20 protein-coding genes are annotated in these 23,308 nt (G+C 43.5%); 10 read left to right on the top strand and 10 right to left on the bottom strand.

Annotation, left to right across the window (positions count from 1 at the left end; translation table 11 throughout):
* Window positions 1–27: 27 nt before the first annotated feature.
* From HF638_RS24415 to HF638_RS24425, 3 genes are all read right to left on the bottom strand, one after another.
* Window positions 28–420, bottom strand: a complete 393-nt coding sequence (locus HF638_RS24415) for a hypothetical protein (protein WP_169482572.1) — start codon at window positions 418–420, stop codon at window positions 28–30.
* A 31-nt stretch (window positions 421–451) separates the two neighbouring features.
* Entirely contained in the window at window positions 452–1,177 is a 726-nt protein-coding gene (locus HF638_RS24420) for an NPCBM/NEW2 domain-containing protein (RefSeq protein ID WP_169482573.1), read from the bottom strand.
* A 120-nt stretch (window positions 1,178–1,297) separates the two neighbouring features.
* Entirely contained in the window at window positions 1,298–2,098 is an 801-nt protein-coding gene (locus tag HF638_RS24425) for a DNA-binding protein (RefSeq protein ID WP_169482574.1), read from the bottom strand.
* 163 nt (window positions 2,099–2,261) lie between these two features.
* Here HF638_RS24425 and HF638_RS24430 point away from each other — a divergent pair, with 163 nt between their 5' ends.
* Window positions 2,262–2,609, top strand: coding sequence for a helix-turn-helix domain-containing protein (locus tag HF638_RS24430; protein ID WP_169482575.1), 348 nt, complete (start codon window positions 2,262–2,264; stop codon window positions 2,607–2,609).
* Between the two features lie 75 nt (window positions 2,610–2,684).
* On the opposite strand, the gene HF638_RS24435 is transcribed toward HF638_RS24430, so the two are convergent.
* Complete coding sequence (locus HF638_RS24435) at window positions 2,685–4,379, bottom strand: diguanylate cyclase (RefSeq protein WP_169482576.1); 1,695 nt, start codon at window positions 4,377–4,379, stop codon at window positions 2,685–2,687.
* Window positions 4,380–4,920: 541 nt separating this feature from the next.
* Here HF638_RS24435 and HF638_RS24440 point away from each other — a divergent pair.
* The 4 genes from HF638_RS24440 to HF638_RS24455 all read left to right on the top strand — a co-directional run bounded on the left by HF638_RS24440 (window position 4,921) and on the right by HF638_RS24455 (window position 8,924).
* Complete coding sequence (locus tag HF638_RS24440; RefSeq protein ID WP_169482577.1) at window positions 4,921–5,292, top strand: hypothetical protein; 372 nt, start codon at window positions 4,921–4,923, stop codon at window positions 5,290–5,292.
* Between the two features lie 62 nt (window positions 5,293–5,354).
* A complete protein-coding gene (locus HF638_RS24445) occupies window positions 5,355–7,412 on the top strand; it encodes an ABC transporter permease (RefSeq protein ID WP_169482578.1) in 2,058 nt (685 codons plus the stop codon).
* A gap of 7 nt (window positions 7,413–7,419) precedes the next feature.
* Window positions 7,420–8,286, top strand: a complete 867-nt coding sequence (locus tag HF638_RS24450) for an ABC transporter ATP-binding protein (RefSeq protein WP_169482579.1) — start codon at window positions 7,420–7,422, stop codon at window positions 8,284–8,286.
* On the top strand, window positions 8,283–8,924 hold the full coding sequence (locus HF638_RS24455) for a hypothetical protein (protein ID WP_169482580.1): 642 nt from the start codon (window positions 8,283–8,285) through the stop codon (window positions 8,922–8,924). The genes HF638_RS24450 and HF638_RS24455 overlap by 4 nt, the downstream gene beginning before the upstream one ends.
* Before the next feature lie 101 nt (window positions 8,925–9,025).
* On the opposite strand, the gene HF638_RS24460 is transcribed toward HF638_RS24455, so the two are convergent.
* From HF638_RS24460 to HF638_RS24480, 5 genes are all read right to left on the bottom strand, one after another.
* A complete protein-coding gene (locus HF638_RS24460; RefSeq protein ID WP_169482581.1) occupies window positions 9,026–9,796 on the bottom strand; it encodes an AAC(3) family N-acetyltransferase in 771 nt (256 codons plus the stop codon).
* Between the two features lie 183 nt (window positions 9,797–9,979).
* Window positions 9,980–11,272: a group II intron reverse transcriptase/maturase gene (gene ltrA, locus HF638_RS24465; protein WP_169482583.1), complete on the bottom strand. Its 1,293-nt coding sequence runs from the start codon at window positions 11,270–11,272 to the stop codon at window positions 9,980–9,982.
* 615 nt (window positions 11,273–11,887) lie between these two features.
* On the bottom strand, window positions 11,888–13,306 hold the full coding sequence (araA, locus tag HF638_RS24470) for an L-arabinose isomerase (RefSeq protein ID WP_169482584.1): 1,419 nt from the start codon (window positions 13,304–13,306) through the stop codon (window positions 11,888–11,890).
* A 274-nt stretch (window positions 13,307–13,580) separates the two neighbouring features.
* Entirely contained in the window at window positions 13,581–14,276 is a 696-nt protein-coding gene (locus tag HF638_RS24475; protein ID WP_036611813.1) for an L-ribulose-5-phosphate 4-epimerase, read from the bottom strand.
* 1 nt (window position 14,277) lies between these two features.
* Entirely contained in the window at window positions 14,278–15,894 is a 1,617-nt protein-coding gene (locus HF638_RS24480; protein WP_169482585.1) for a xylulokinase, read from the bottom strand.
* 434 nt (window positions 15,895–16,328) lie between these two features.
* Between HF638_RS24480 and HF638_RS24485 the strand changes: the two genes are divergently transcribed.
* From HF638_RS24485 to HF638_RS24505, 5 genes are all read left to right on the top strand, one after another.
* Window positions 16,329–17,420 (top strand): substrate-binding domain-containing protein, encoded by a 1,092-nt coding sequence (locus HF638_RS24485; RefSeq protein WP_169482708.1) that lies wholly within the window; start codon window positions 16,329–16,331, stop codon window positions 17,418–17,420.
* Between the two features lie 450 nt (window positions 17,421–17,870).
* Window positions 17,871–18,935 (top strand): iron-siderophore ABC transporter substrate-binding protein, encoded by a 1,065-nt coding sequence (locus HF638_RS24490; protein WP_169482586.1) that lies wholly within the window; start codon window positions 17,871–17,873, stop codon window positions 18,933–18,935.
* Window positions 18,928–19,968, top strand: a complete 1,041-nt coding sequence (locus HF638_RS24495) for a FecCD family ABC transporter permease (RefSeq protein ID WP_169482587.1) — start codon at window positions 18,928–18,930, stop codon at window positions 19,966–19,968. The genes HF638_RS24490 and HF638_RS24495 overlap by 8 nt, the downstream gene beginning before the upstream one ends.
* Window positions 19,965–20,996, top strand: coding sequence for a FecCD family ABC transporter permease (locus HF638_RS24500; protein WP_169482588.1), 1,032 nt, complete (start codon window positions 19,965–19,967; stop codon window positions 20,994–20,996). Before HF638_RS24495 ends, HF638_RS24500 begins: the two co-directional genes overlap by 4 nt.
* Complete coding sequence (locus HF638_RS24505) at window positions 20,996–21,796, top strand: ABC transporter ATP-binding protein (RefSeq protein WP_062836569.1); 801 nt, start codon at window positions 20,996–20,998, stop codon at window positions 21,794–21,796. Before HF638_RS24500 ends, HF638_RS24505 begins: the two co-directional genes overlap by 1 nt.
* 61 nt (window positions 21,797–21,857) lie before the next feature.
* Here HF638_RS24505 and HF638_RS24510 read toward each other — a convergent pair whose 3' ends face one another.
* Window positions 21,858–23,072: a sensor histidine kinase gene (locus tag HF638_RS24510; protein ID WP_169482589.1), complete on the bottom strand. Its 1,215-nt coding sequence runs from the start codon at window positions 23,070–23,072 to the stop codon at window positions 21,858–21,860.
* Window positions 23,073–23,308: the final 236 nt, after the last annotated feature.

Genomic DNA, 23,308 nt, shown 5'->3' on the forward strand with positions numbered 1-23,308 from the left:
ACGAAAATGCTTGGGTTGGAAGACCGCTCACGAATCTTTCGCAGAAGAACTGTCGCACTTGGTTTGACAATCCGTCAAGATTATATAATCACCTTCGGGTATTCCACTAATCTTGTACTCACCTTTGCCATTCACTTTTGCATAATATATACCAACTGAACTAGCTTTTATCTTTTTGTCAGAAATATCAATCATCTGTTGTGTAGTAATTGAAGCTTTCTTTTGTTTTTTTGGAATTAAGTAAACTACTGCTCCAACATCCGATTTAGTTCCAATAAACTTATTATATTGATATGTAACTGCCCCCTCTAATTTACCGACTACTAGTTTTTTTGTAGTCTTTGTGGCTGCATCAACACCTGATGAAAATAATGTAGTTAACATAAAGACTGTGATTACAAGTAACATAACTTTACGCATGCTAAACCCCCGTTAATTTTATTTGACTTTATTATTTAATTAACTTAGCTTCACCAAGAACAATATCGAGTTGTTCCCCTTTATTCAAAGCTGCTTCAAAGAAAATTTGGAGTTTTAGCACACCTGTAACATCAACGTTAATTTTTTCAGGTACATCTCCGCCCTTCATTTCATCTTTTCTAAATAATTCTTCGCCATCGCCTTTTATCACTAATGATCCTAAATTTTTAGAATTACGTGTGTAATCATCAATTCCGATAAATCCGGTTAGCTTTTTATATCCACCATTTAAGTTGTAATCTACAGATACTATTTCATCATCGTTGTAGAACGAATAACTATCTAGTATAGCACCAATCCCATGTAAATATTTTTGATTAGCTATAGTAAATTTCAACCCATCAGGATGCTTCCAATTCTTAAAATATACATTATCTACTCTACCATCGATCCTAGCATAAGAGACCTCGTCCAAATACTTAAATGTTCCAGCTTTAGTACCGAATGAGGCTGTTTTACTCTTTCCGTCATAAGTAAAAGATTCACCCATAGTTTGAGCTGCTGTTTTAGCAGGTACGTACAAATTACCATTATAAACGATTGATTGGGTCGTGCTTTTATGTACTCCGTTGAACATCATCTTAACGTTCTCCATAACTACACTAATCTTAGTATTAGTTCCCGCAAAAGCTGTTGCTCCTGTTAATAATGAACCTATTAATACACCTATAACTAAACCTTTCACTTTGTCTTTCATGTCTTCTCTCCTTTTTGGGTATTATTGAATTCTTGATAAGCATTCCAATAATACCCAAAATGGTGGACGTTGTATATAGTATTGTTGTTAGATGAGACACTAGCTTTAATCGTTCTTCTATTATATCCCCTCCAACATCACCCGATACCGTCCAATCTGCTCCGCCGTCGCCTCTTCCCGCAATGATTCCAACAATGCCGTGCACCTTATAAAATACCGATCCATCCCAAGCTTATCCGCTAACCGAATAGCCTGCAAAATGAACTCCAATGCCTCCTGTGGTCTTCCCATCCACTGTTCATACAAAGCCCGCTGATAACAGTATTGGTACATATCATCGTTGTTTGAAGAATCTATTTCTCTGCCAACACCCTGTATCTGATCCTCAAACACCTGTAAAACCCGATCAATCTGCCACCTATGCCGCACTGCTGCTTCTGTAATCACTTTCAGACCCACCAACCATTCCTCCGGATGCTCAAGCAAAAAGTTCACAAACTCCTCCAGCAGTTGCACCTGCCCGGCTTCAATCTCAAGAACATACCGATTCACCTGTGCCTTATGCCTAAACTCCTGCATCACCTGCATACCTACCTCATCCAGATCCTCCATCCATCTCAGATCTGCATATTGATCGATACATGCCCGCGCCTGATCTACCTGTCCCATCTTCTGGTGAGCCATACCCCGCATTAAGTGACTGAACCCGTAATAGTAGACCAATGGGCGCTCGGTATGTATATACGGAGTAGGTATTCCCTTTGACTGATACTCCTGCCGCTCTTCATGGATAGACTGCACACATTGATATAACATGTCCGCCCTCTCCATCACCTTGTTCCAATTTTCAAAGGCCACAGCCATGTCCAACATTTCAACAATGATGTCCGGTTTGAGTGATTTTAGGATAGAAGATCGCAAAGATATCCTCCTTAATTATCCATTTTCTTATAATTGTATAGATAAATCAAAAGAAGATCAACCTAAATTGTACTTATAAGTACTTTTATTCAACAATACAGTTTGCACATATTAGTCTGTAAGGATTCTATAACCTCTTCTAACCTTAAGTGGAGGTGATAAAATGAGTTTACCAGAGGACGTAGGAAATCGGATACGTGAGTTAAGGAAGGCAAAAGGCTGGACTCAGGAACAACTGGCCGAAGCAGCAGGTCTTCATTACAGCTATATTGGTGGAGTTGAACGGGGAGATCGTAACATTTCTTTGGAGACTCTTGAGAAAATAATCAATGGATTGCAGGTCACTGCTGAACAAATCTTTAAATTCAAAGAAGAATCTGAGTACAAAAGAGCCTTGGACGAACATATAACTTTAATAAGCAGCAAAAGTACAGATACAATCGTATCATTGACCAAAATTAGCAAAGAAGTTTTAAATGCTATCGAAAAATCACATAAAAATTCCGATTAAATATATCTGCAACAAAATCATGCGCTAACACCAAAAAGAGTGGATTAATTCCCCCACTCTTTTTGTTATTCCTTATCAAATAACTCCCCGCTCAAACTCCGCAAACTCAATCCGATTACGCCCATTCTGCTTCGCCTGATACAAGGCCTTATCCACCGCTGCGAATAACTGCGTCAAATACCCCTCCGGATTCTCCGGCACATGCACAACTTCAAAGTCCTCAAAGGATAGAATCCCAATACTAATAGTAATGGACACCTGCATAATCTCGTGATCCACCATAATGTGGTTGGACTCCACAGCTGTTCTCACACGCTCCGCGATTTGGTTCGCCAAGTCATGCTCCGTATGCGGAAGATAGATCATGAACTCTTCCCCGCCATAACGCGTCAAGATATCGGTACTGCGAATCGATTGTTTGACCGCCTCCGCCGTGCGGACGAGCACCTCATCCCCGATGACATGCCCATAGCGATCATTGATCGCTTTGAAGTAGTCGATATCAAGCAGCAGGAGTGAGAATGGTGTTTTGTATTGAATATTGGTAATGACCTCGTGATTCAGATGTTGGGTCAGATAACGACGGTTGTAACAGTTGGTTAAACTGTCCGTCAGCGCGAGTTCCTCCAGTTTGCGATTGGCCTCGGATAACTCCTGACGGATCAAGTCTAGCGCCTGATTCCGCTCCTGAAGCGTTACGTTCTGGCGATTCATCTCTTTCACATAGAAACGCTCCTGCGAGACATCCTGGAACGTGAGAATATGACCGATCGGCACAAGAGCCGAATCCACAATCGGAGACGATTGCAGGATATAGTGCCGGATATTGTTGTCCCGCTCCACGATCACTTCAATGTGGGAGAGGGTATTTTCTTTTTTCTTATAGTGATTCACGAACTCCCGACAGCTGCCCACAACATGAACAGATTCCAGAAAGGCTTCCAGATCAAAAGAATCCCCCACATGCAGATCCATAAAGGATCGTGAGGCTTTGTTTGCTTCAACAATGACTTCATTCTCATCCAGTACCAGGATGCCATATGGAATGGTATTGATTACATCCTCATGGGCGATGGAGACCAGATCGAATACATTGTATCTTTTGATCACATAGACGAAGAAGAGGTCCGACAGAAAGATCCCCAGCGAAGTCATTCCAGGAATGATCGGCAACCAGCGGGCTAGAACGACATTCAGAATCGCATCAATCGTTGCAAAAACAGCCAACACCAAGATGCCCCACAGAGTGATTCTCACCTGTTTTTTGATCATGGCAGACGTCTGCGAAGAATACACCGCCCGGAACAGAATGACGAGGGAAGCCAAGAAATAGCTCACCAGAATAATCATCACAACCCAGAACCAAGGGCCGTAAGCCCGCTCGATATACCCTCCCTCCAGCGGGATGACGAACTCATTCCATGGATTTGCGACCACACCTATAGCCCCGATCACTGCAGGGACAAATAGCAGGAACGTTCCTTTTGCACTCAAACGCTCTGAATAGCCGGTAATGAATATCGTCAATAGAAGCCACCCGCTCCCAAGCAGAGAAACCGCGACGAAAGATAACGTAACGTAGAACAGCTGTAAGCCGGAATCATCCGTGAGCGTACTCGCAAATTGACAGAAAGGCCAGAGCATCATCAACCCGTGGAATAAAAAGTACACCTTATGTAAGTTCGTAATTCTAACCGTAGCAAACACATATACACCTACACCAAACAATAGGACAAATAAAAAGAGATCATACCATACTAATGGGTTCACGAATCTTCTCCTTCTTAGATGCGACAATGACAACATGATCGTTCATATTTCTGAGTGACGCTTATGTAAAACTTCAATAAACACTTATATTCAATACTGCTATGCCAATTTTATTGGTTAATTTAACCATATCTTATCACACCACCAAAAGGGTGAGTAGCCCATACACTGGAAGTCCGACCAACCTCTGATCGAAATGCTGATCTATTTTACTTCTTTTGTGATGGAATCTGACTGTTTAGGAATTGTTGTTTTATTGAGGACCATAGATCCAATTCCAATCCCGAAATCAGCTAAGGTTATCATCAGAGGTAATGCAGAGCGAAATTAAATGATTATTCAAATATTCAAATCACATAATATTATAATTCATTTCACACAACAGCTATAATATCCCACCAGATGTCATTTTTTTGTTTTTACATATTTACAAAATCATTCCAATGGAATATTATTAATTTATTACATAAATATTTCTTTTTTTGATTGTTTTGCTGGCCAGCATTCAATATATCTATTTTATACTAGGAGGAACAATATCATGAATAAAAAGAAAATTGCTATTGTAACACTATTGGGTGTTCTTAGTATCGCATCAGCGGCTTACGCAGGTAGTGGAAAAGCTAGTAATGTATCTATCAGCTACTACCAAACATACTCTGAGGGTAATCTGGTTCCTATGTACGAAACAGTATCTGTATCTGGCTATGTGAATCCAACTCATTCAGATAACTCTGTTTGGTATGAACTCCATAAATCTAGTGGCAGCATCGTCCGCGAAGCTGAAGCACAAGTTGGATTCAGTGGTACTTTATTTAGTACCGATGTTGCGACTGCAGATTATAGACTTGATCTTAACCCTGATGGACCGAACTATTATGGTGTAGTTGCAAACGGTAAAGCACAAAACTAAAAGAATAGACGAAGCTGCAGACTTAGTTCTCTCTGCAGCTTTGTTTTCAATGAGGTGCATGTATGTATAAGCTTATAGATAGTATAAAAAATGAATTACTTCTATTACATCGCAACAGATGGAGTTATCTAATCGTATTGAGTTCACTTTTATACTTTGGATACCGATCTCTAGACTCTATACGATCCTATCAGCCAGGTGAAGCGGTAAATGCCACTGCGTACATAATACAAGCAGCTATATTTATGTTCCTTATCTACGGAATCTTACTCGCAAGGCAAGAAACTACCGATGAATCTGAAGAATTATTCCGGACTATCAATAACGCATATGAAATAAAATTGGTAGGAAAAGTAATACATCTTATTATTATCTCTTTAGCTTTTAGTTCATTGCATATACTAGTTTTATTTTCCTTATTTGCTTTATTTGGCGTTCCATCACAATTTTATTATGCGTCATTAATGTATTTTCTCTTATACTGGGTTCTTAGTTTTATTGTATGCGGTATTTTAGGCATTGTACTTGGTACAACAATTAGATCTAAACTAGTATTCCCAATAATGATTATTGCAGGGATATTTCTCGGTCCACTAAATCAGATTGTATTCATTGCAGCAACTAAAACAATGCCTGTGTGGATGCAAAAATTAATGTTTTTAATAAACTTAGGCCAATCAGACCCTTTCAGGGTATACCATATCGTCTATGGGTTCCCAGTGGAATCCTTTAGATTTATTTCAAAATTATTTATTTTTATAATGGCAATAATTTTAATTACATTCGTGATATTTAATTTGAATTCCCGGAAAAATAATAAAACAGTTAATACTGTTTTATTAACTGTTTTATTATTAAGTGCTGTAGGAAGTTGGAGTGCCATGTCCCCACATCTGGAGGAACTGACCTCCAAGCAGGCGATAAAATCAGATAATGACTATTACAAAAATTTGACTGTAAAAAAATACACCGAGGGCACCCAATTTATTGTTAAAAACTACAATATGGATATTTCAATTAACAACGGTTTAAATAATAAATTAAGTATTCTTCTAGAACCAAAAGCAAACTTAAATCAACTTGTTTTTTCCTTATACCATAACTTCAAGGTAAACAGCATACGTTTTAATGGTGAAAATATTGAATTTAGCCAAGAGGTTGATTATCTTATTGTTCCATTGTCTCAACCTTTAAAACAAAGCGAGGATTACGTTATTGAGATTGATTATAGTGGCTATGGTCCTCAACGATTCTTTTCTAATCAACAGGCAGTTATGTTACCTAGTTTTTTAGCTTGGTACCCCGTTCCAGGCAAACAACCTGTCGCAGAATTTATAGATAATTATATGACCATCTTCCATACCTACACACCTGAAGATCAGGCGAGCTTCTCTTTGAACTATTCAGGTCCAGAACCACTATATACAAACCTAATTTCACGATCAAACGGAAAATGGGAAGGGAACAGCTCTTCAGGAGTGACCTTGATTTCTGGTGACATGGAAGAAATCCAATTTGATAATTTAAGAGTTGTACGTCCATTCGCCCTTTACAATATGTCTGATCATATTTATAGAGATATTTCAAATTTTATTGAAGTTTATAAGGACATCAACCAACAATTCGAATTTACTCCAAATGAATTAAATACACTATTCTTCATTGAAACAAGAATGAATGAAGAAGCCATTTGGTTGGAAGATAACTATGCCATCATAGACATTGATATTCTTTCCAACTCTAACAACGCTTTTCGTAATAGAGAAAGGATGATCCAACGTCTCTTAGTAGGAATAGTTAACAATTACAAATGGGATACACAGGATAAGCTGTTAAAAGACCTCCTGACAAACAGCTATTCGTATTGGTATGAGCAATATATCTATGATGAAGATAAGACAACTACTTCACTTTCTCGCATTTATCCAGACTTAGTATCAAGCTACTATCCGACTCATAGCGAAGAATTTAATGAATTAGTGACTTTCCTAGACCGCTATATTAATAACAAAGATCTGATCATTTCATTCTTTAAAGATTGGATTGCAGGTTTACAAAGCTCCGATAAATTCAGTTGGAATGAATTGCAGAAAATAATAATTAAATATGAAAAGGATTGATCGGAGAATGACCAACCTAATAATCCAGAATATCTCCAAAATGTATGGTTCAAAAACTGTCCTGAATAACATCAATCTCGAAGTTCAACCAGGAATCTTTGGTTTGCTAGGTCCAAATGGCGCAGGGAAATCTACTTTAATGAGAATACTAACAACAGTGGAATCCTATGATGATGGGACTATAGAATTTGGAGTTCTGAACTGGAAGCAAAAGCAAAAAGTTAAGAATTTGATTGGATATCTTCCTCAAAACTTTTCATTATATAAACAGTTAACCGTTATAGAATGCTTGCTTCATATTGCTGGCTTAAAAGGTATCAGAAAAGATCGTGCTGCAAAAGTTTTGAAGGTACTGGAGCAAGTTAATTTATTAGAAGTGAAGGATTCCAAAATCTCTAAGCTATCAGGAGGCATGGTACGTCGTGTAGGGATTGCGCAAGCCATTTTAGGAGATCCAAAAATTATTATAGTAGATGAACCTACAGCTGGATTAGATCCTGAAGAACGAATTAGGTTCAGAAACATCTTGCATAAAATTGGTCAGAAAAATACGGTAGTTATATCCTCTCATATTGTTGAGGATATAGAAACACTATGTACCAAAGCTGCGATATTGCACAAAGGTTCGGTTCTAAGAAATGAAGAAATTAATGCTTTAAGAGAAAGTGTTAATAAATTGATTTGGTCAACTGAGGTTGACCAAAAGGAACTGAATCTTATACAAGATGAATTAAAGGTAATACGTCAACAATCCATAGGAAATAGATTTAAGATCAGATTTCTATCGAAAGAACCGCCAGTAGATAGTGTAGTTGAAATCCCAACACTTGAAGACGCTTATTTTTATTATATGCAGAGGGATGAAGAAAATTGAGAACACGTTCTCCTCTTATCTATACTTGGAAGGCAATGAGCTTTAATGCTTACATGCCTATCTTAACAACACTGCTACTAATTTTGATTCTTATATTTAATGATGGAGATCTAACGCAAACTATGCCTGTTATCGAATTGATTTTCCCCTTATTTGGTAGCTGGTGGAGCATTTTCGTCTTACAAGATTTATTATCAGAACATGGTAATGAGCTGTTATTTTCCCTGCCAGTGAGTAGATTCAAAATCGGAATTTTTAACGTGCTCTTATTCTTTTTCTTGTATGTAATTCTCCTGACAATAATGCTAATTGTCTTAATGAAATGGATTAACTTGAACGCTGCTATCTCCTTGGTGCTTCAACTATCTGCTCAGGCTTTCTTTTATGCAGGGCTGGGATTCTTGGCTATGGTCTTGACCCGAAATACTGGATGGTCTTTGCTTGTTGTAACTTCTTACTTATCCTTTCAGTTACTAACCACCCAAACGAGTGTAGGTTTCATTAATATTTATTTGGGGAATTCAATCCCTATTCCCATTTCAGAACTGAAGTATTTCCTTCGTAAAATTTGGGTACTAAGCCTTATATTGTTTATAAATGCACAATATTGGCTATCTACGACAACTAAGTTTAAGTGATTGTAGTGTAGAGGTTTTAAATATGTAAAGAGAAAGGAAATATTAGCTTCTCTCTTTACATATTTACTTTCAGTAGATGTCGCATTTCATATTACAATCCGTTATTCATATACATCATCCAAAGGCAAATTGTCTGAGAACAACTCCGAATTGTCCTTCAGCATCTCTGTAATTACCTCTGCTGTCTTATTCGCATCACACACTCTAACAACCGCATCACCGAGTTGTCCTTTACGCATCGCACCTTCGCGAACCAGTACCTCGTCTACTTTCCAGAAATGCTCCGACCATGGCAACCCACAATGTCTGCGGGATGGTACTGAAATCTGGCTTCCATCTGGTAAAACCGTATACAGCATCTCATGCTCGTCCGTCATTCTGCCAGGGATGTCCACCCACTCTTCGACCCCATGGATAAATGTATTCCGCTTCAAGTCAACGCCTACTAACAAGATCGTCACTTTCCGATCTAACAGTTTCCCCCATGCTGAGCCTCTCGCACACGGTGTATCGAAGAGATGATCGTCCTTCGTAAATGCCTCTGCGTCCCTTCCCAGTGCCGCTACCGAGTGCGTCGGGTGCCACGAACGAACGACGCCCGGACGTTTACGAAACAGTTCAGGCAGAATGCCCACGCAACAGGTAGAATTTTCCACGTGAAACAATGGGTTATCCGCATTAATGGTAGACCATGTATGGGTGGGAAGCACCAGCAATCCGTCCTTCATATAGTCGCTAAAGGCATCCAACACCGTGTCTGCTCCACCTTCAACCTCGCCTAAACTCTTCATTGAAGAGTGAATAAGCAACGTGCCATGCCTATCAACATTAAGCTGCTCTAATTGCTGCATTAAGCTTTCTTTTGTATACATATCTATCCTCCTCCATTTCTTATCCCATCTCTATGTAAAAGCAAATCCTTGCTCAGCTTCACATCATGCTTCTCAGCACTAGAGTAAAGGGCTGGATTCAAACCAGTCCCTCCTCATCAAACCGTACGTGAGGTTTTCCCTCATACGGCTTTCCGATGTTCGTCATTCATGGGCATGCAGAGACTACAATAGCGTTTTTAATCCATACATATTGGCAATATACTTGACTTCCGATCGTGAACTCATCCAACTCCTACGTTGTCTCTTCTTCGCGTACCACCGTGTTAATCGTTGCAGAATATACCAGTCCAACTTAGCTAATCTCTTTTGGCTGTAGCTCGTGTAGTAATAATTTCTCCATCCTTGAATCTTCGGATTGAGCCAGTTCACATGTTCCGCAAACGATCTAGATCGCATACTCGGTGGAGACAATCGCTCTTTAATGACTCCACGAATACGTTCTTCCGCCTTTTTGGTTAGCCATTGCTGCGTGGTGTGATATACCTTCCCTTGCGACGTTTCTGCTTTCGTTTTTCGGTGGTGCATTCCTAGGAAGTCGAATCCCTCGTCTCCTGTCCATAGACCTACAATGCGAGTTTTGATCGGGTGCAGGGTTAGCTCCAGACGTTCCATAATTTTGCCTATGAGTTCATACGCATGCTCGGCATCCTTTTTGGTTTTACAGATTACTACAAAGTCGTCTGCATACCTTGTCAGTTCTCCCAGACCTCTTCCATGTTTCTCCCATAGTCGGTCAAAATAGTTCAGATAGATATTCGCCAGAAGCGGTGAAATCACACCACCTTGCGGTGTTCCTAAATCGGAGCGCCTTTCGTTTCCTTCTTCCATCACTCCCGCCTGAAGCCACTTCCGTATTAATTTCAGTATCCGCCTGTCGTTGATGCGCATCTGCACCAATTTCATAAGCTTCTCTTGATTAATGTTATCGAAGTAACCTTGGATATCGACGTCGATTACCCAATTCCCTTTGCGGTTGCAGGCTTTCCGAATTCGTTCCAGCGCTCCTTTTGCACTTCGTTTCGGGCGAAATCCGAAGGATACGTCCTCAAAATCCGCTTCAAAGATAGGTTCAATCACCAGTTTCGTTGCCATCTGTATGACACGGTCGCGCACGGTGGGTATGCCCAGCGGTCTTTGCTTCCCATCTTTCTTGGGAATATAGTGCCGCCGTACAGGCTGCGGATGGTAGGTGCCTTCTTTCAATGCTCGTTCGCAGTCCTCGAGGAAGTTCATTTCTCCTTGTTCCTCCACATCCGCAAGCGTCATGGCATCTACACCTGCCGCTCCCTTGTTCGCTTTCACTCGTCTCCAGGCTTCGCACAAGACATCCCACCGGTAGACTTTGTCGTACAAGGCATGGAATTTACGCTTGCTGTTCTCCTTGGCCACATGGCCTAGCTTTTCTTGGAGTTTTTGAACTTTTTCCTTTGGTGTTGTTAGCCGGTTGGCATTCACTCACTCGTACCTCCTCCAAAAGCATAAACAAAGCAGGGCTCCTTCCCTCCCCAAGGTTATGTTGTCCTTGGGTTCTTCGGTACTATGAGCCCCTCGAACTCCCTTCCCACAGACGTTTCACTTCGTCTTTTGGACTTATAGAGCATCTCTTTACGGAATTCCTAAAAAAAAAAAATCCGTGTGGGGGAGGGTCTCCCCAGTTCACTGTATCATCTTTCAAGCCATGCCGTTCCCTTTACGCCGGAGGGTTCTTCACTGTTGTCCCAAGTTCTGCACAGCTTCCTTGGCCTTCGTCCATTGTCACAAGACTCGGCTCCCTCTTTTCCCCTTCGCAGGGCCCTTTTGACGACGCGGCAGGATTCACTTGATGTTGCGGCCTGGATTGTCGCTCGCCCGGTCTCTGACCGGTACTTTTGTCGATGCGCTTTTACACACAGATCTCGCCATGTGCAAGCATCCTAGCTACAAAGGTGGCTTGGCCCCTCCTTTGATTGGACTTTCACCAACTAGATAATGCGTGCCTCTGGGCACACTAACAAACAAAGGGCCGAGGGTTAACCCCCGGCCGCAGAGAAAGAATTTGTATGAGTTCAGGCAGTAGCTGCCAATCCACTTTTACTTAATAATAACGTACTCCAGGTTCACCAGCTTCGCATACGTCACGATCTGGTCTGTGGTCAGGTTCAAGGATACAACCGTATGGTGACCACCACCATTTTCGATCCATGCTTTCACTCCATCTTGGAAGTTCGGCTTAACGCTCCACAGAACACGCGCTACCGGCAGATTAGGTGCTGGGACGGTAGGCTCGAATGCAGAGACTTCATTGATCAGCAGTTTGTAATGTGTACCGAAGTCTGCCATGGATACCACGACACCTTCACCTGCTTTGCCATCGAACACAAGACGTGCCGGATCTTCACGATCGCCAATACCCAGTGGGGACACGATGATTCTTGGTTTCGTGCTAGCCAGTGTAGGATCTACTTCAAGCATGTGGGATTGTAGGATCGCCTCCTGTCCAGCAGCCATCTCGTAGGTGTAATCTTCCATGAAGCCTGTGTTCTCGTTATGAGCCATAATTTTCAGCAAACGATCCAGTGCAGCTGTTTTCCAGTCACCCTCACCGGCAAATCCGTACCCTTGCGCCATCAGGCGTTGCACGGCCAGACCCGGAAGCTGCTTCATGCCATGCAGATCTTCGAAGTTTGTAGTAAAGGCGCTGTAACCACCTTCGTCCAGGAAACGTTTGATCGCAATTTCATAACTCGCTTGCACACGTACGCTAGCTTCCCAAGCTTCCTTGCTGTTCGTGCCATAATCGAATTCGTAGAGGTCTCCATACTGAGCGATCAAATCATCGATTTCCTGCTCTGTTACAGCGTTCACGTATTGCACGAGGTCGCCAATTCCAAAGTAATCAACGGTCCATCCGAATTGGATCTGTGCTTCCACTTTATCACCTTCGGTTACGCCCACGTTGCGCATGTTATCACCGAAGCGAGCTACTTTGATGTTAAAGCTTTCATTATAAGCTACCGCTACGTCCATCCAGTCAGCAACCTGTTGTTGCACTTCTGGGCGCTCCCAGTAACCAACAACGATTTTATTTTGTTTTCTCAGACGGGCATTAATGAAGCCATATTCACGGTCACCGTGTGCCGCTTGGTTCAGGTTCATGAAGTCCATATCGATGGTTGTCCACGGAATGCTTTCATTAAATTGCGTCGCCAAGTGCAGCAAAGGTTTTTGTAGCAATTTCGTACCACGAATCCACATTTTCGCCGGGGAGAATGTATGCATCCATGTGATGACACCTGCTACTTCGTCACGATAGTTCACTTCTTTCATCGTGCTTGTGATTTTATCTGCGCTTACCGCCAAATCCTGCAATACGAGCGGGTACGGCAGTACGCCACTTGCATTAAGAGCATCCGTAATTTTCTGTGCGTTGGCTTTTACTTCGCCCAGTGCTTCTTCTCCGTACAAGTGCTGTGAACCGACCACAAACCAGAATTCTTTTGCTGCTGACATATAATCATCCTCATTTCATTATTTTATAGTTGAATAAATGGGTTACACTGGATCACTGCGCAGCCAGAATAATCTTCCGATCACTGTTATCCCCAGATTTTTTTTGATTCCCTTTTCTAAAGGGAAAATCCGGGGATAAAGGTGAACGCTCCGCTTCTCCAGCTTTCTTCTGTCTTCTCCGTTATCGTGTAAAAGTTTTATACAACTTCGTTGGCAGTAGTAGCACAAGACCTATTCGATTGGATTAGTGTCATCCTATCGATACACAAACTAATTACTTTTGTCCGTAATACGCGTCTTTTCCGTGTTTTCGCAGATAGTGTTTATCCAAAATGCCTTGCGGCAGTTCTTTAGCGAAGTTATTCAACTGCCGCGCGTACAGGTTCATTTTGCATACTTCCTCCAGCACGACGCTGTTCACCACCGCAGACTTGGCATCTTTCCCCCACGTAAACGGTGCGTGACCATGGAGCAACACTGCCGGAACAGCCATAACATCAATCCCACGCTGTTCAAACGTTTCAATAATGACGCGTCCCGTCTCCGCTTCGTATCCGCGATCAACCTCATCCTGGTTCAGGAAACGTGCACAAGGCACTGCTCCATAGAACGTGTCCGCATGTGTTGTTCCCATTACAGGTACGTCCAGTCCAGCTTGCGCCCAGATAGTCGCCCACGTGGAGTGTGTGTGCACAATGCCACCAATCTCCGAGTAATGCTTATATAGTACGGCATGTGTTGCGGTATCCGAGGAAGGTCTCATCTCACCCTCCACCACGTTACCGTCCAGATCAACCACAACCATGTCGCTTGCTTTCATCGTATCGTAGCTGACGCCACTTGGTTTGATCACGAACAGACCGCTTTCCCGATCGATTGCGCTGACGTTACCCCATGTGAATTTTACAAGTCCGTGCTTCGGCAGTTCCAGATTCGCCTGGAATACCTCTTCTTTCAGTTGTTCTAACATGTTATTCCCTCCCGTTCTCTACCAGATGATCTACGGCTGATTGCTCAATTGTGAGTCCATTCCGATAGCGTTCGATAAATGCTTCAAACCCTTTTACATCCGATGCATCCGGTGCCACTTCGACACCCTCCACATCGTTAAAGACTTTCTGCTCCAGGAACACATCCAGGCTTTCCTCTTGATCCTTGTTGATCATGTACGAAGCCAGAAGCGCCATGCCCCATGCGCCGCCTTCACCAGCGGTAGACATTACCGACACCGGTACGTTCATCGCAGCAGCTACAATACGTTGTCCGACGACAGGAGTCTTGAACAGGCCACCGTGAGCCAAAATGCTGTCAATGGCTACATTCTCTTCTTCCGTCAAAATGTCCATACCCAGCTTGAGTGCACCGAAGGCACTGAACAGATGTGTCCGCATGAAGTTTGCCAGATTGAAGTTGCTTTCCGGGGAGCGGACGAACAATGGACGGCCTTTCTCAAGTCCCGTAATGTTCTCACCCGAGTAGTAACCGTAGCTGAGCAAGCCACCACCATCAGAGTCTGCCTCCAAGGCCTTGTTAAACAACACGCTAAACAACTTGCCGTTATCCACTTCATATCCCATCGCTTGAGAGAATTCGCGGAACAATCCAACCCATGCGTTGATATCACTGGAACAGTTGTTGGCATGCACCATCCCTACTGGACTGCCATCCGGCGTGGTGACCATATCGATCTCGGGATACACTTTGGATAATTCCTTCTCCAGTACGATCATCGCAAATACGGATGTTCCGACGGAGATGTTCCCCGTACGTTTTCTCACGCTATTCGTTGCCACCATACCCGTTCCGGCATCGCCCTCTGGCGGGCAGAGCGGAATGCCTGCTTGCAGATCTTGCGAAGGGTCGAGCAACTTGGCTCCCGCTTCCGTCAACTCACCTGCATTCTCACCCGCGAGATATACCTTGGGCAGAAGGTCCTCAACTTTCCACGGATAACCTTTGCCTGCGATCTGTTCGTCGAACTGTTGGATCATGGATGGGTGATAGTTATGTGTAGACTCGTCAATTGGGAAAATCCCTGAAGCATCGCCGATCCCAATCGCCTTATTGCCTGTCAGCAACCAGTGGATGTATCCAGCCAAGGTTGTCAGGTGATCAATCTGTGGCACATGCACCTCTTCGTTCAAAATCGCTTGATACAAGTGGGCGATACTCCAACGTTCAGGAATATTGAATTGCAGAAGATCCGTTAGCTCTCTTGCAGCTGCTCCTGTAGTAGCATTACGCCAGGTGCGGAAAGGTACCAGCAGTTCGCCAGCGCTATCCAACGCAATGTATCCGTGCATCATGGCCGAGAAACCGATAGAACCGACCGTGCGCAGCGTAATTCCGTATTTCTGTTCCACATCTTGCTTCATCTCACGATAAGCCGTTTGCAGACCTGTGATGATATCCTCCTGGTTGTACGTCCAATATCCATCTTTCAGGAGGTTCTCCCATTCATAACTGCCTGACGCGATGGTCTCAAAACGTTCGTCAATCAACACCGCTTTAATCCGCGTTGATCCAAATTCAATTCCAAGCGAAGTAGCGCCCTTGGTAATGGCTTCTTTCAAATCCAATTGACTCATAATCACGTGTATCCCCTCTCCGGTCGCGATTTCACATCCCAAAGGATGTATATATAAATTGATGCTTCTACTCATGGCAGTGACTTATCACGAATTTTGTATAAAAGCTTCCTGTTGTGTTTTCAAAGAATGCGCTTTCCTTTTCTGACAGCCTTAGTATATTTTTTGTACGTACATTTGTCAATAATATATAATAGTTATACTTACAAAGAGCACATATCGTGCTCTATTTGATCAATAAAAGGACTTAAATCGCTATAAATTGGCTATGCTGTAAGGTACACCTCTTTCTAAAAAGACCTGATATGTACGGTTTATTTCAAAAATTGTGCTGTTTTATATGCATTCAAACTGAATCATGCTAAAATATGTACGTACAACTATTTGAACAACAACGTTGATATAGATGAGTAACGATGAAAGAAGTGGACTACGTGAAGCCAAAATACCAGGTCATCATTGATGATATAAAGAGTCATATCCTCTCGGGGACATATAGCATAGGTGAACAGATCCCTACGGAGTCGGCATTACAGGATAGCTACAACGTGAGTCGCCAGACGGTGCGGAAGGCTATTTTGGAGTTATCGAACGAAGGGTTTTTACGAAGCGAAAAGGGTTCAGGAACCTACGTTAGCAATCAGTACCGATCACGCTCAGGCGGCCATACGTCGAAGAAAACGATCGGTGTGATCACGACATACATCTCGGATTACATCTTTCCGTCCATTATCCGCGGTATCGAGAGTCGTCTGAATGAGGACAACTACTCGTTACTGCTGGCCAGCACCAATAATGATGTGGCACAAGAGAAAAAAGCACTCGAAATGATGCTATCCTACGGCGTGGATGGCCTGATTGTCGAACCGACCAAAAGTAATCTCTACAATCCCAACATTGCGTACTACCTGTCGTTCAAAGAGCAGGATGTGCCGTTTACGATGATTAATGCGTTCTATGAAGAGTTGGAGGTTCCGTTCTTCTGTCTGGATGACGTGCAATCCAGCTATCTTGCCACTCGGGAATTGATCGCCAAAGGCCACACCCAGATTGGCATAATTGCCAAAATGGATGACCTACAAGGCAAGTACCGTATGAAGGGGTACATCAAAGCACTGGGTGAAGCGAAGTTAAGGTTCCATCCTGAGCAAGTACTTTCCTTTGATACCGCATCGAAACAAGAACTTTCCTCCAATGTAGCAACGTATCTGGACGAAAATAGGGATTCGCTCACCGCGATCGTCTGTTACAACGACGAGGTAGGACTGGAGGTTGTGCACGCCTGTAGGCATCTCGGCATCTCGATCCCGGATGAGTTATCCATCATTGGACAAGACAATTCGTACATCGCCAAGAACGCCAACATAAGGCTAACAACACTAACCCACCCCCAAGAGCAAATGGGCCGCGATGCTGCTGACTGGGTAATCAAGAACCTGCAAGGCAAAAAGGATCTGCCAACGAACACCTACTATCAGCCCGTGCTGGTTGAGGGAGAGACGGTGAAGGAGATCGAAGTGGAATAATATTGATGCGGAACTGGGCGATAAGGTGTTGCCACGCATTGCTTTCCAGCACATATAAATAAGGCCGTCAGAATATCTGCGGCCTTATTTGTTATTGTTCAATATAATGAGGAATTCGTACATAACATCTACTCTAATAGAAACTACTTAGTCTGATCCGCTTCATCACTCACCAAACTTACAATGACGCCTTTCTTCCCCAAGTTTTTCCGTTAAGAACGGATATTAGAATACCTCCCTAACAAATGTGGCCCTAATATGATATGAACGTTTACAATTTTTTCATTGACACTGCCTTTGAAAAAAAGATATATTTATTGATGTTGATAATCATTATCAGATATATAAAACGTTTTATATATCTACTTTTTACATCCCAATGGATGTAATTGTTCAACCAAGATGTTCAGCACTATCAAATACATTTTAAGATTCAGGAAGGGGAAACACATGAATACAAAGAGAAAGTTTCCATTAACAGCGTTACTGATTTCACTGATCTTTATCCTGGCATTGGTAGGTTGTGGCAACCAAACAGCTGAGCCAGCAGCAACTCCTGCTGCAAGTGATTCGGCCGCTCCAGCTACAGATGAGAATGCCGGATATCCAATTACAATTAAACATGCTTTGGGCGAAACGGTTATTGAGAAAAAACCTGAACGTGTAGCTACAGTACAATGGGCGAACCAAGATGTCGTTCTCGCGCTTGGACAAGTTCCTGTAGGCTTCTCGGCTGCTAACTTTGGTGTTCAGGATGACAGCGGACTGCTGCCTTGGACTGCGAAGAAACTCGATGAACTCGGTGTAACCGACCCGAACGTTTTCCAAGATACAGACGGACTTGATTTTGAAGCGATTTCCGATTCCAATCCGGATGTTATTCTTGCAGCATACTCCGGTATCACTCAGGAAGACTACGATCTTCTTAGTGAAATTGCTCCGGTTGTAGCTTACCCAACGGCTCCATGGGCAACGACATGGCGCGAGCAGGTTACTTTCAATGCGAAGGGTATGGGTATGGAAGCAGAAGGCGAGCAACTGATCAAAGAGACTGAGGCTATGGTCAACGAGAAATTAGCCGCATATCCTCAGATCAAAGACAAAAAAGTAGTTTGGGTTAACTTCTCCGCTGAAGACATGTCCAAACTTCATATCTATACACCTGTAGATTCCCGTGTATCTTTCCTGGGTGAGCTGGGATTGGTTATTCCAGATAGCATCACTAGCCAAATTACAGACCCTAACAGCTACTCCCTGAGCTTAAGTGCAGAGAATGCTGAAGCCCTTAATGATGCAGATATTATTGTTGGATACGGAAATGCCGAGTTGCTGAAAGCCATTCAGGCTGATCCGCTGCTAGGTAAAATCCCTGCGGTTAAACGTGGTTCCGTAGCATTCATTGAAGCAGATACACCTTTGGTTGCTGCTGGAACGCCAAACCCACTTTCCATCTCTTATACTATTGATGATTACCTGAAATTGATTAGTGGAGCAATCGACAAGATCAATGAATAGTACATCGCTTTCGAACGATAATCGAATACGAGCACATGTCCCCAAGAACTTCATCTTGGTGTTAGTCATTTGTTTTATTCTGCTCGGTGCAACTATGATTGCCTCACTGGTCTTTGGCTCTAGACCCGTGAGGTTTCATGAGTTAATCGACGGATTATTTCACCCGGAAGTAGACTCTTATGGGGCAAACATCGTGCGCAAACGGATCTCCCGAACAGTCTTCAGCTTGTTATGCGGGGTAGCACTCGGCGTATCAGGAGCACTTATGCAAGCCGTTACCCGGAACCCACTTGCCGACCCAAGTATATTGGGTGTCAATACAGGGGCATCCCTATTTGTGGTGATCGGTATTGCATTCCTGAACATCAGCAGTGCCAATCAATATATCTGGCTGGCACTGGCCGGGGCTGCAATAACAGCTGTGTTCGTATTCGGAATCGGCTCAATGGGGCGTGGCGGAGCCACGCCCATTAAGCTTGTTTTGGCCGGAGCGGCCATCAGTGCCGCGCTCTCCTCACTCGTCACTGCCATTATGATCCCTCGCTCTTATGTCATGGACCAGTTCAGGTTCTGGCAAGTGGGCAGCGTAGGATCGGCAACCTGGAGTGGAATCAGTACTTTCATCCCGTTCCTGCTCATTGGCATACTCATTGCATTTCTTACGGCCCCGGCACTGAACGCCTTAGCTCTGGGTGACGATGTTGCAACAGGACTCGGTGTTCGAACAGGAACACTTCGATTCATCGCGGCTCTTGCAGGGGTTCTATTGTGCGGTGCAGCTACTGCACTGGCTGGACCTATTGGTTTCATCGGATTGTTATCTACCCACGTCATACGCCTTATACTGGGCCCCGACTTACGTTTTGTCATACCCATGTCAGCCATAGCTGGAGCGATCATTCTAACGATATCCGATGTCGGTGGCAGACTCATCAGCAACCCTGGAGAGCTTGAAGTCGGCGTCGTTACCGCCTTTATAGGTGCTCCAATATTAATCATCCTCGCGATGCGATCGAAAGTGCGTTCATTATGAGAGATCAATCGATTGAATTTATTATGGCGGGCAGACGTCATCGACGTCGCCGCTGGATACTTGTCACCAGTCTCCTTGCCATACTTGCATGTGCTCTTTGCTGCGCCATGCTTTTGCTCGGCAACACAATCTATCCGGTCAAAGATGTGATTAGCTCCCTTTCGGGAGAGAAGATCAAAGGTGTATCTTTTGCCGTGAATACGATACGTTTACCGAGAATGCTTACAGGTCTCTTTGCCGGATTTGCCTTCGGTATTGCAGGTTATACCTTCCAGACCATGTTGCGGAACCCGCTGGCGAATCCTAATGTTATCGGGATCACGTCAGGTTCAAGCGCTGCGGCTGTGTTTTGTATCGTCGTGCTTCATGCAAGCGGAGCCATTGTTTCCCTGGCTTCAGTGATTGCAGGTCTGGCTACGGTGTTGTTCATATATGTACTCTCCAGAGGAAAAGTGTTCTCCATCGGAAGGTTAATACTTATCGGGATCGGTATTCAAGCTATGCTTGATGCGGTCATCTCCTATCTCCTGCTGGTTAGTTCTGAAAAGGATATTCCTGCCGCAATCCGCTGGCTCACAGGTAGTCTGAACGGTTCTCAGATGAGTGCACTACCGCCTCTCGTGATTACCGTACTCATCTGCTCACCCATCATCATGATGCTGGGCAAACACCTCAGTATATTGGAACTCGGAGAACAATCGGCATTTTCACTAGGTGTAGACACGGACAAGACCAGAATTGCACTTATCGTGAGCTCGGTCTGCATGGTTGCCATTGCTACGGCGACTACAGGCCCGATTGCCTTTGTCTCCTTCCTTGCGGGACCTATTGCGAAGAGACTCGTAGGTGTTGGCTCTTCGAACATTCTCCCGGCAGGTCTGGTTGGCGTTAATCTGGTTCTTGCCTCAGATCTCATCGGACAGTTTGCTTTTGAGTACAGATTCCCCGTAGGCGTCATTACCGGATTACTCGGAGCACCGTATCTGATCTTCCTGTTAATCCGAATGAATCGTAAGGGGGAGTTATAATGAAACCGACACATGTATTTGAAGCGAAACAACTCGTTGCCGGATATGAAAATAAAACCATTATCCACGGCGTGGATATCGTTATACCGAGCAACCAAATAAGCGTCATTATTGGCTCTAATGGCTGCGGTAAGTCTACCCTTTTGAAAACGATGGCCAGGCTCATTAAGCCTACATCTGGCAGCATTACGTTGGACGGCAAAGCCATTAGCAAGATCCCACCCAAGCAATTGGCTCGCGTGATCGGGTTACTGCCGCAGTCTCCCATTGTTCCGGAAGGCATTTCAGTAGCCGATCTGGTTGGCCGTGGAAGGTTTCCACACCAATCCTTGTTCAGTGGCTGGACCAAAAAGGATTACGAGGCCGTGGCCGAAGCCATGACCATTATGAACATCACCGAGTTTGCCAATCACAATATAGATGAGCTTTCAGGCGGACAACGTCAGCGTGTGTGGATTGCCATGGCGCTAGCGCAACAGACCGATATCCTTTTTCTCGATGAGCCGACGACTTTCTTGGATATTACGTATCAAGTTGAGATCCTGGACCTGCTTACCGAGCTGAATCGCAAACATGGAACGACCATTGTGATGGTACTGCACGATATCAACTTATCGGCGCGATATGCGGATCATATCTTTGCACTTCACACCGGAAAACTTGTGGCTGAGGGTAAGCCCGCAGAGGTCATAACCGCACCACAGGTCAAAGACATTTTCGGATTGGAATGTACGGTCATTGAAGATCCCGTTTCAGGATCACCGATGGTGGTGCCCAAAGGGCGATATCATGCGAAATAGACAAATAGCGGCAGTTGCGACAAAGATCCTTTGTCCCGACTGTCGCTATCTTATTTTTGACCTAATCCGTTTTAGCTAAAAAACGAATAGTCACCGAGGTCCCCTGACCTTTGGCGCTGTGATATTCGATCGTTCCTTCATACTTTTCCACGATGTTATAACAGATCATTAATCCCAGTCCCGTCCCATTCGTTTTCAATGAATAAAATGGAGTCCCTAGTGACTTTACCTCTTCCTCTGTCATGCCGCTTCCCTGATCCGTTATTCTCATCTCCACCCACTGCTTCACTCGCTTCGCTGTTACTCTAACGGTTGTGCCCGCATCCGAAGCTTCCAGTGCATTTTTGATGAGATTGATCAGCAACTGCTTGAACTCAATCGTATTAATAAGAATTGTACAGCCCTCTTCCACCTGCATATCCATATGTTTGTCCGACAACATCGCATAGGAGCTGAGCAGACCTGTCACACCCTCTAGAACTTCCTTAACATCCACCTTCTCTGGTCTCAGTTCTCTATTAGGTTTGGCAAGGGTCAGAAATTGAGAGGTCACCTGTTCGACGGTATTCAACTCATCAATCATTAAAGCAAACTTATTTCTCACCGGTTGCTCAAAAGAGGTGTCTTCTCGATACAGCTGCAAAAAACCTCGCACAACCGTCACTGGATTTCGAATTTCATGTGCAACGGCAGCCGTTAAATGGGCGATCATTTTCAAACGCTCTGATTGCTGCAATTGTTCAAAATACAGTTGTTGCTTCCTCATCCGAGAAAAGGTCAGGTGGAAAATAAGAAATAGAATGATTTGGCTCGCCATAATATTGATAAAATTGCCGACCACATCCGTATGTATATATGCATACTCTTTCCCTTGGTTATACAGAAGATTGTAACCAAACGTAATGAGGATCAAAATTCCGTTTAGAATCAACGAACAATAGAATAATTTCAGATCATAGAACAGGATCGCGAGGGCTGGAAGAAGACAAATGAGAATATAGGTTGTCCACGACTGGGGATATAGAAAAGCAAGCGTATAGAAGTATGCAAACCCGATCAGAATGATGCTTAATCTAAAGGAAAACGTCTCCACCTTTGGATACAGCAATAAACATACGGCCAGAACGGTTACGCATAGGCAATGGATCACATACCCCACCGTAATCCCGTTCAATTCAGTCGTGGACAGGATTAATCCCGATAACATCAGAGCAATGATCGTAAGCATTGAGATGTAATACGTTTTCCGATTGATCTGATTGTGCAATTCTTTCATGAATTCACCACTTTTAGATGGATTTAGACGCAGGTAGGCGACTTTGTTCTAAAATGTTGGAAATTCCTCTGGTATGCCGCTGTCCGCTTTCTACATTATTATTGTATCTTATTTAACAACCTGCATACTACGGGCTCTGATTAAACATCCACTCATAAAAGCGGACTACACTAAAAAGCCATACGGATGATTGTCCGTACGGCTGAATTAACACTTTGTTTTTACTTATGCATAAC

It is taken from the genome of Paenibacillus sp. SZ31, from assembly GCF_012912005.1.
Classification (GTDB): domain Bacteria; phylum Bacillota; class Bacilli; order Paenibacillales; family Paenibacillaceae; genus Paenibacillus.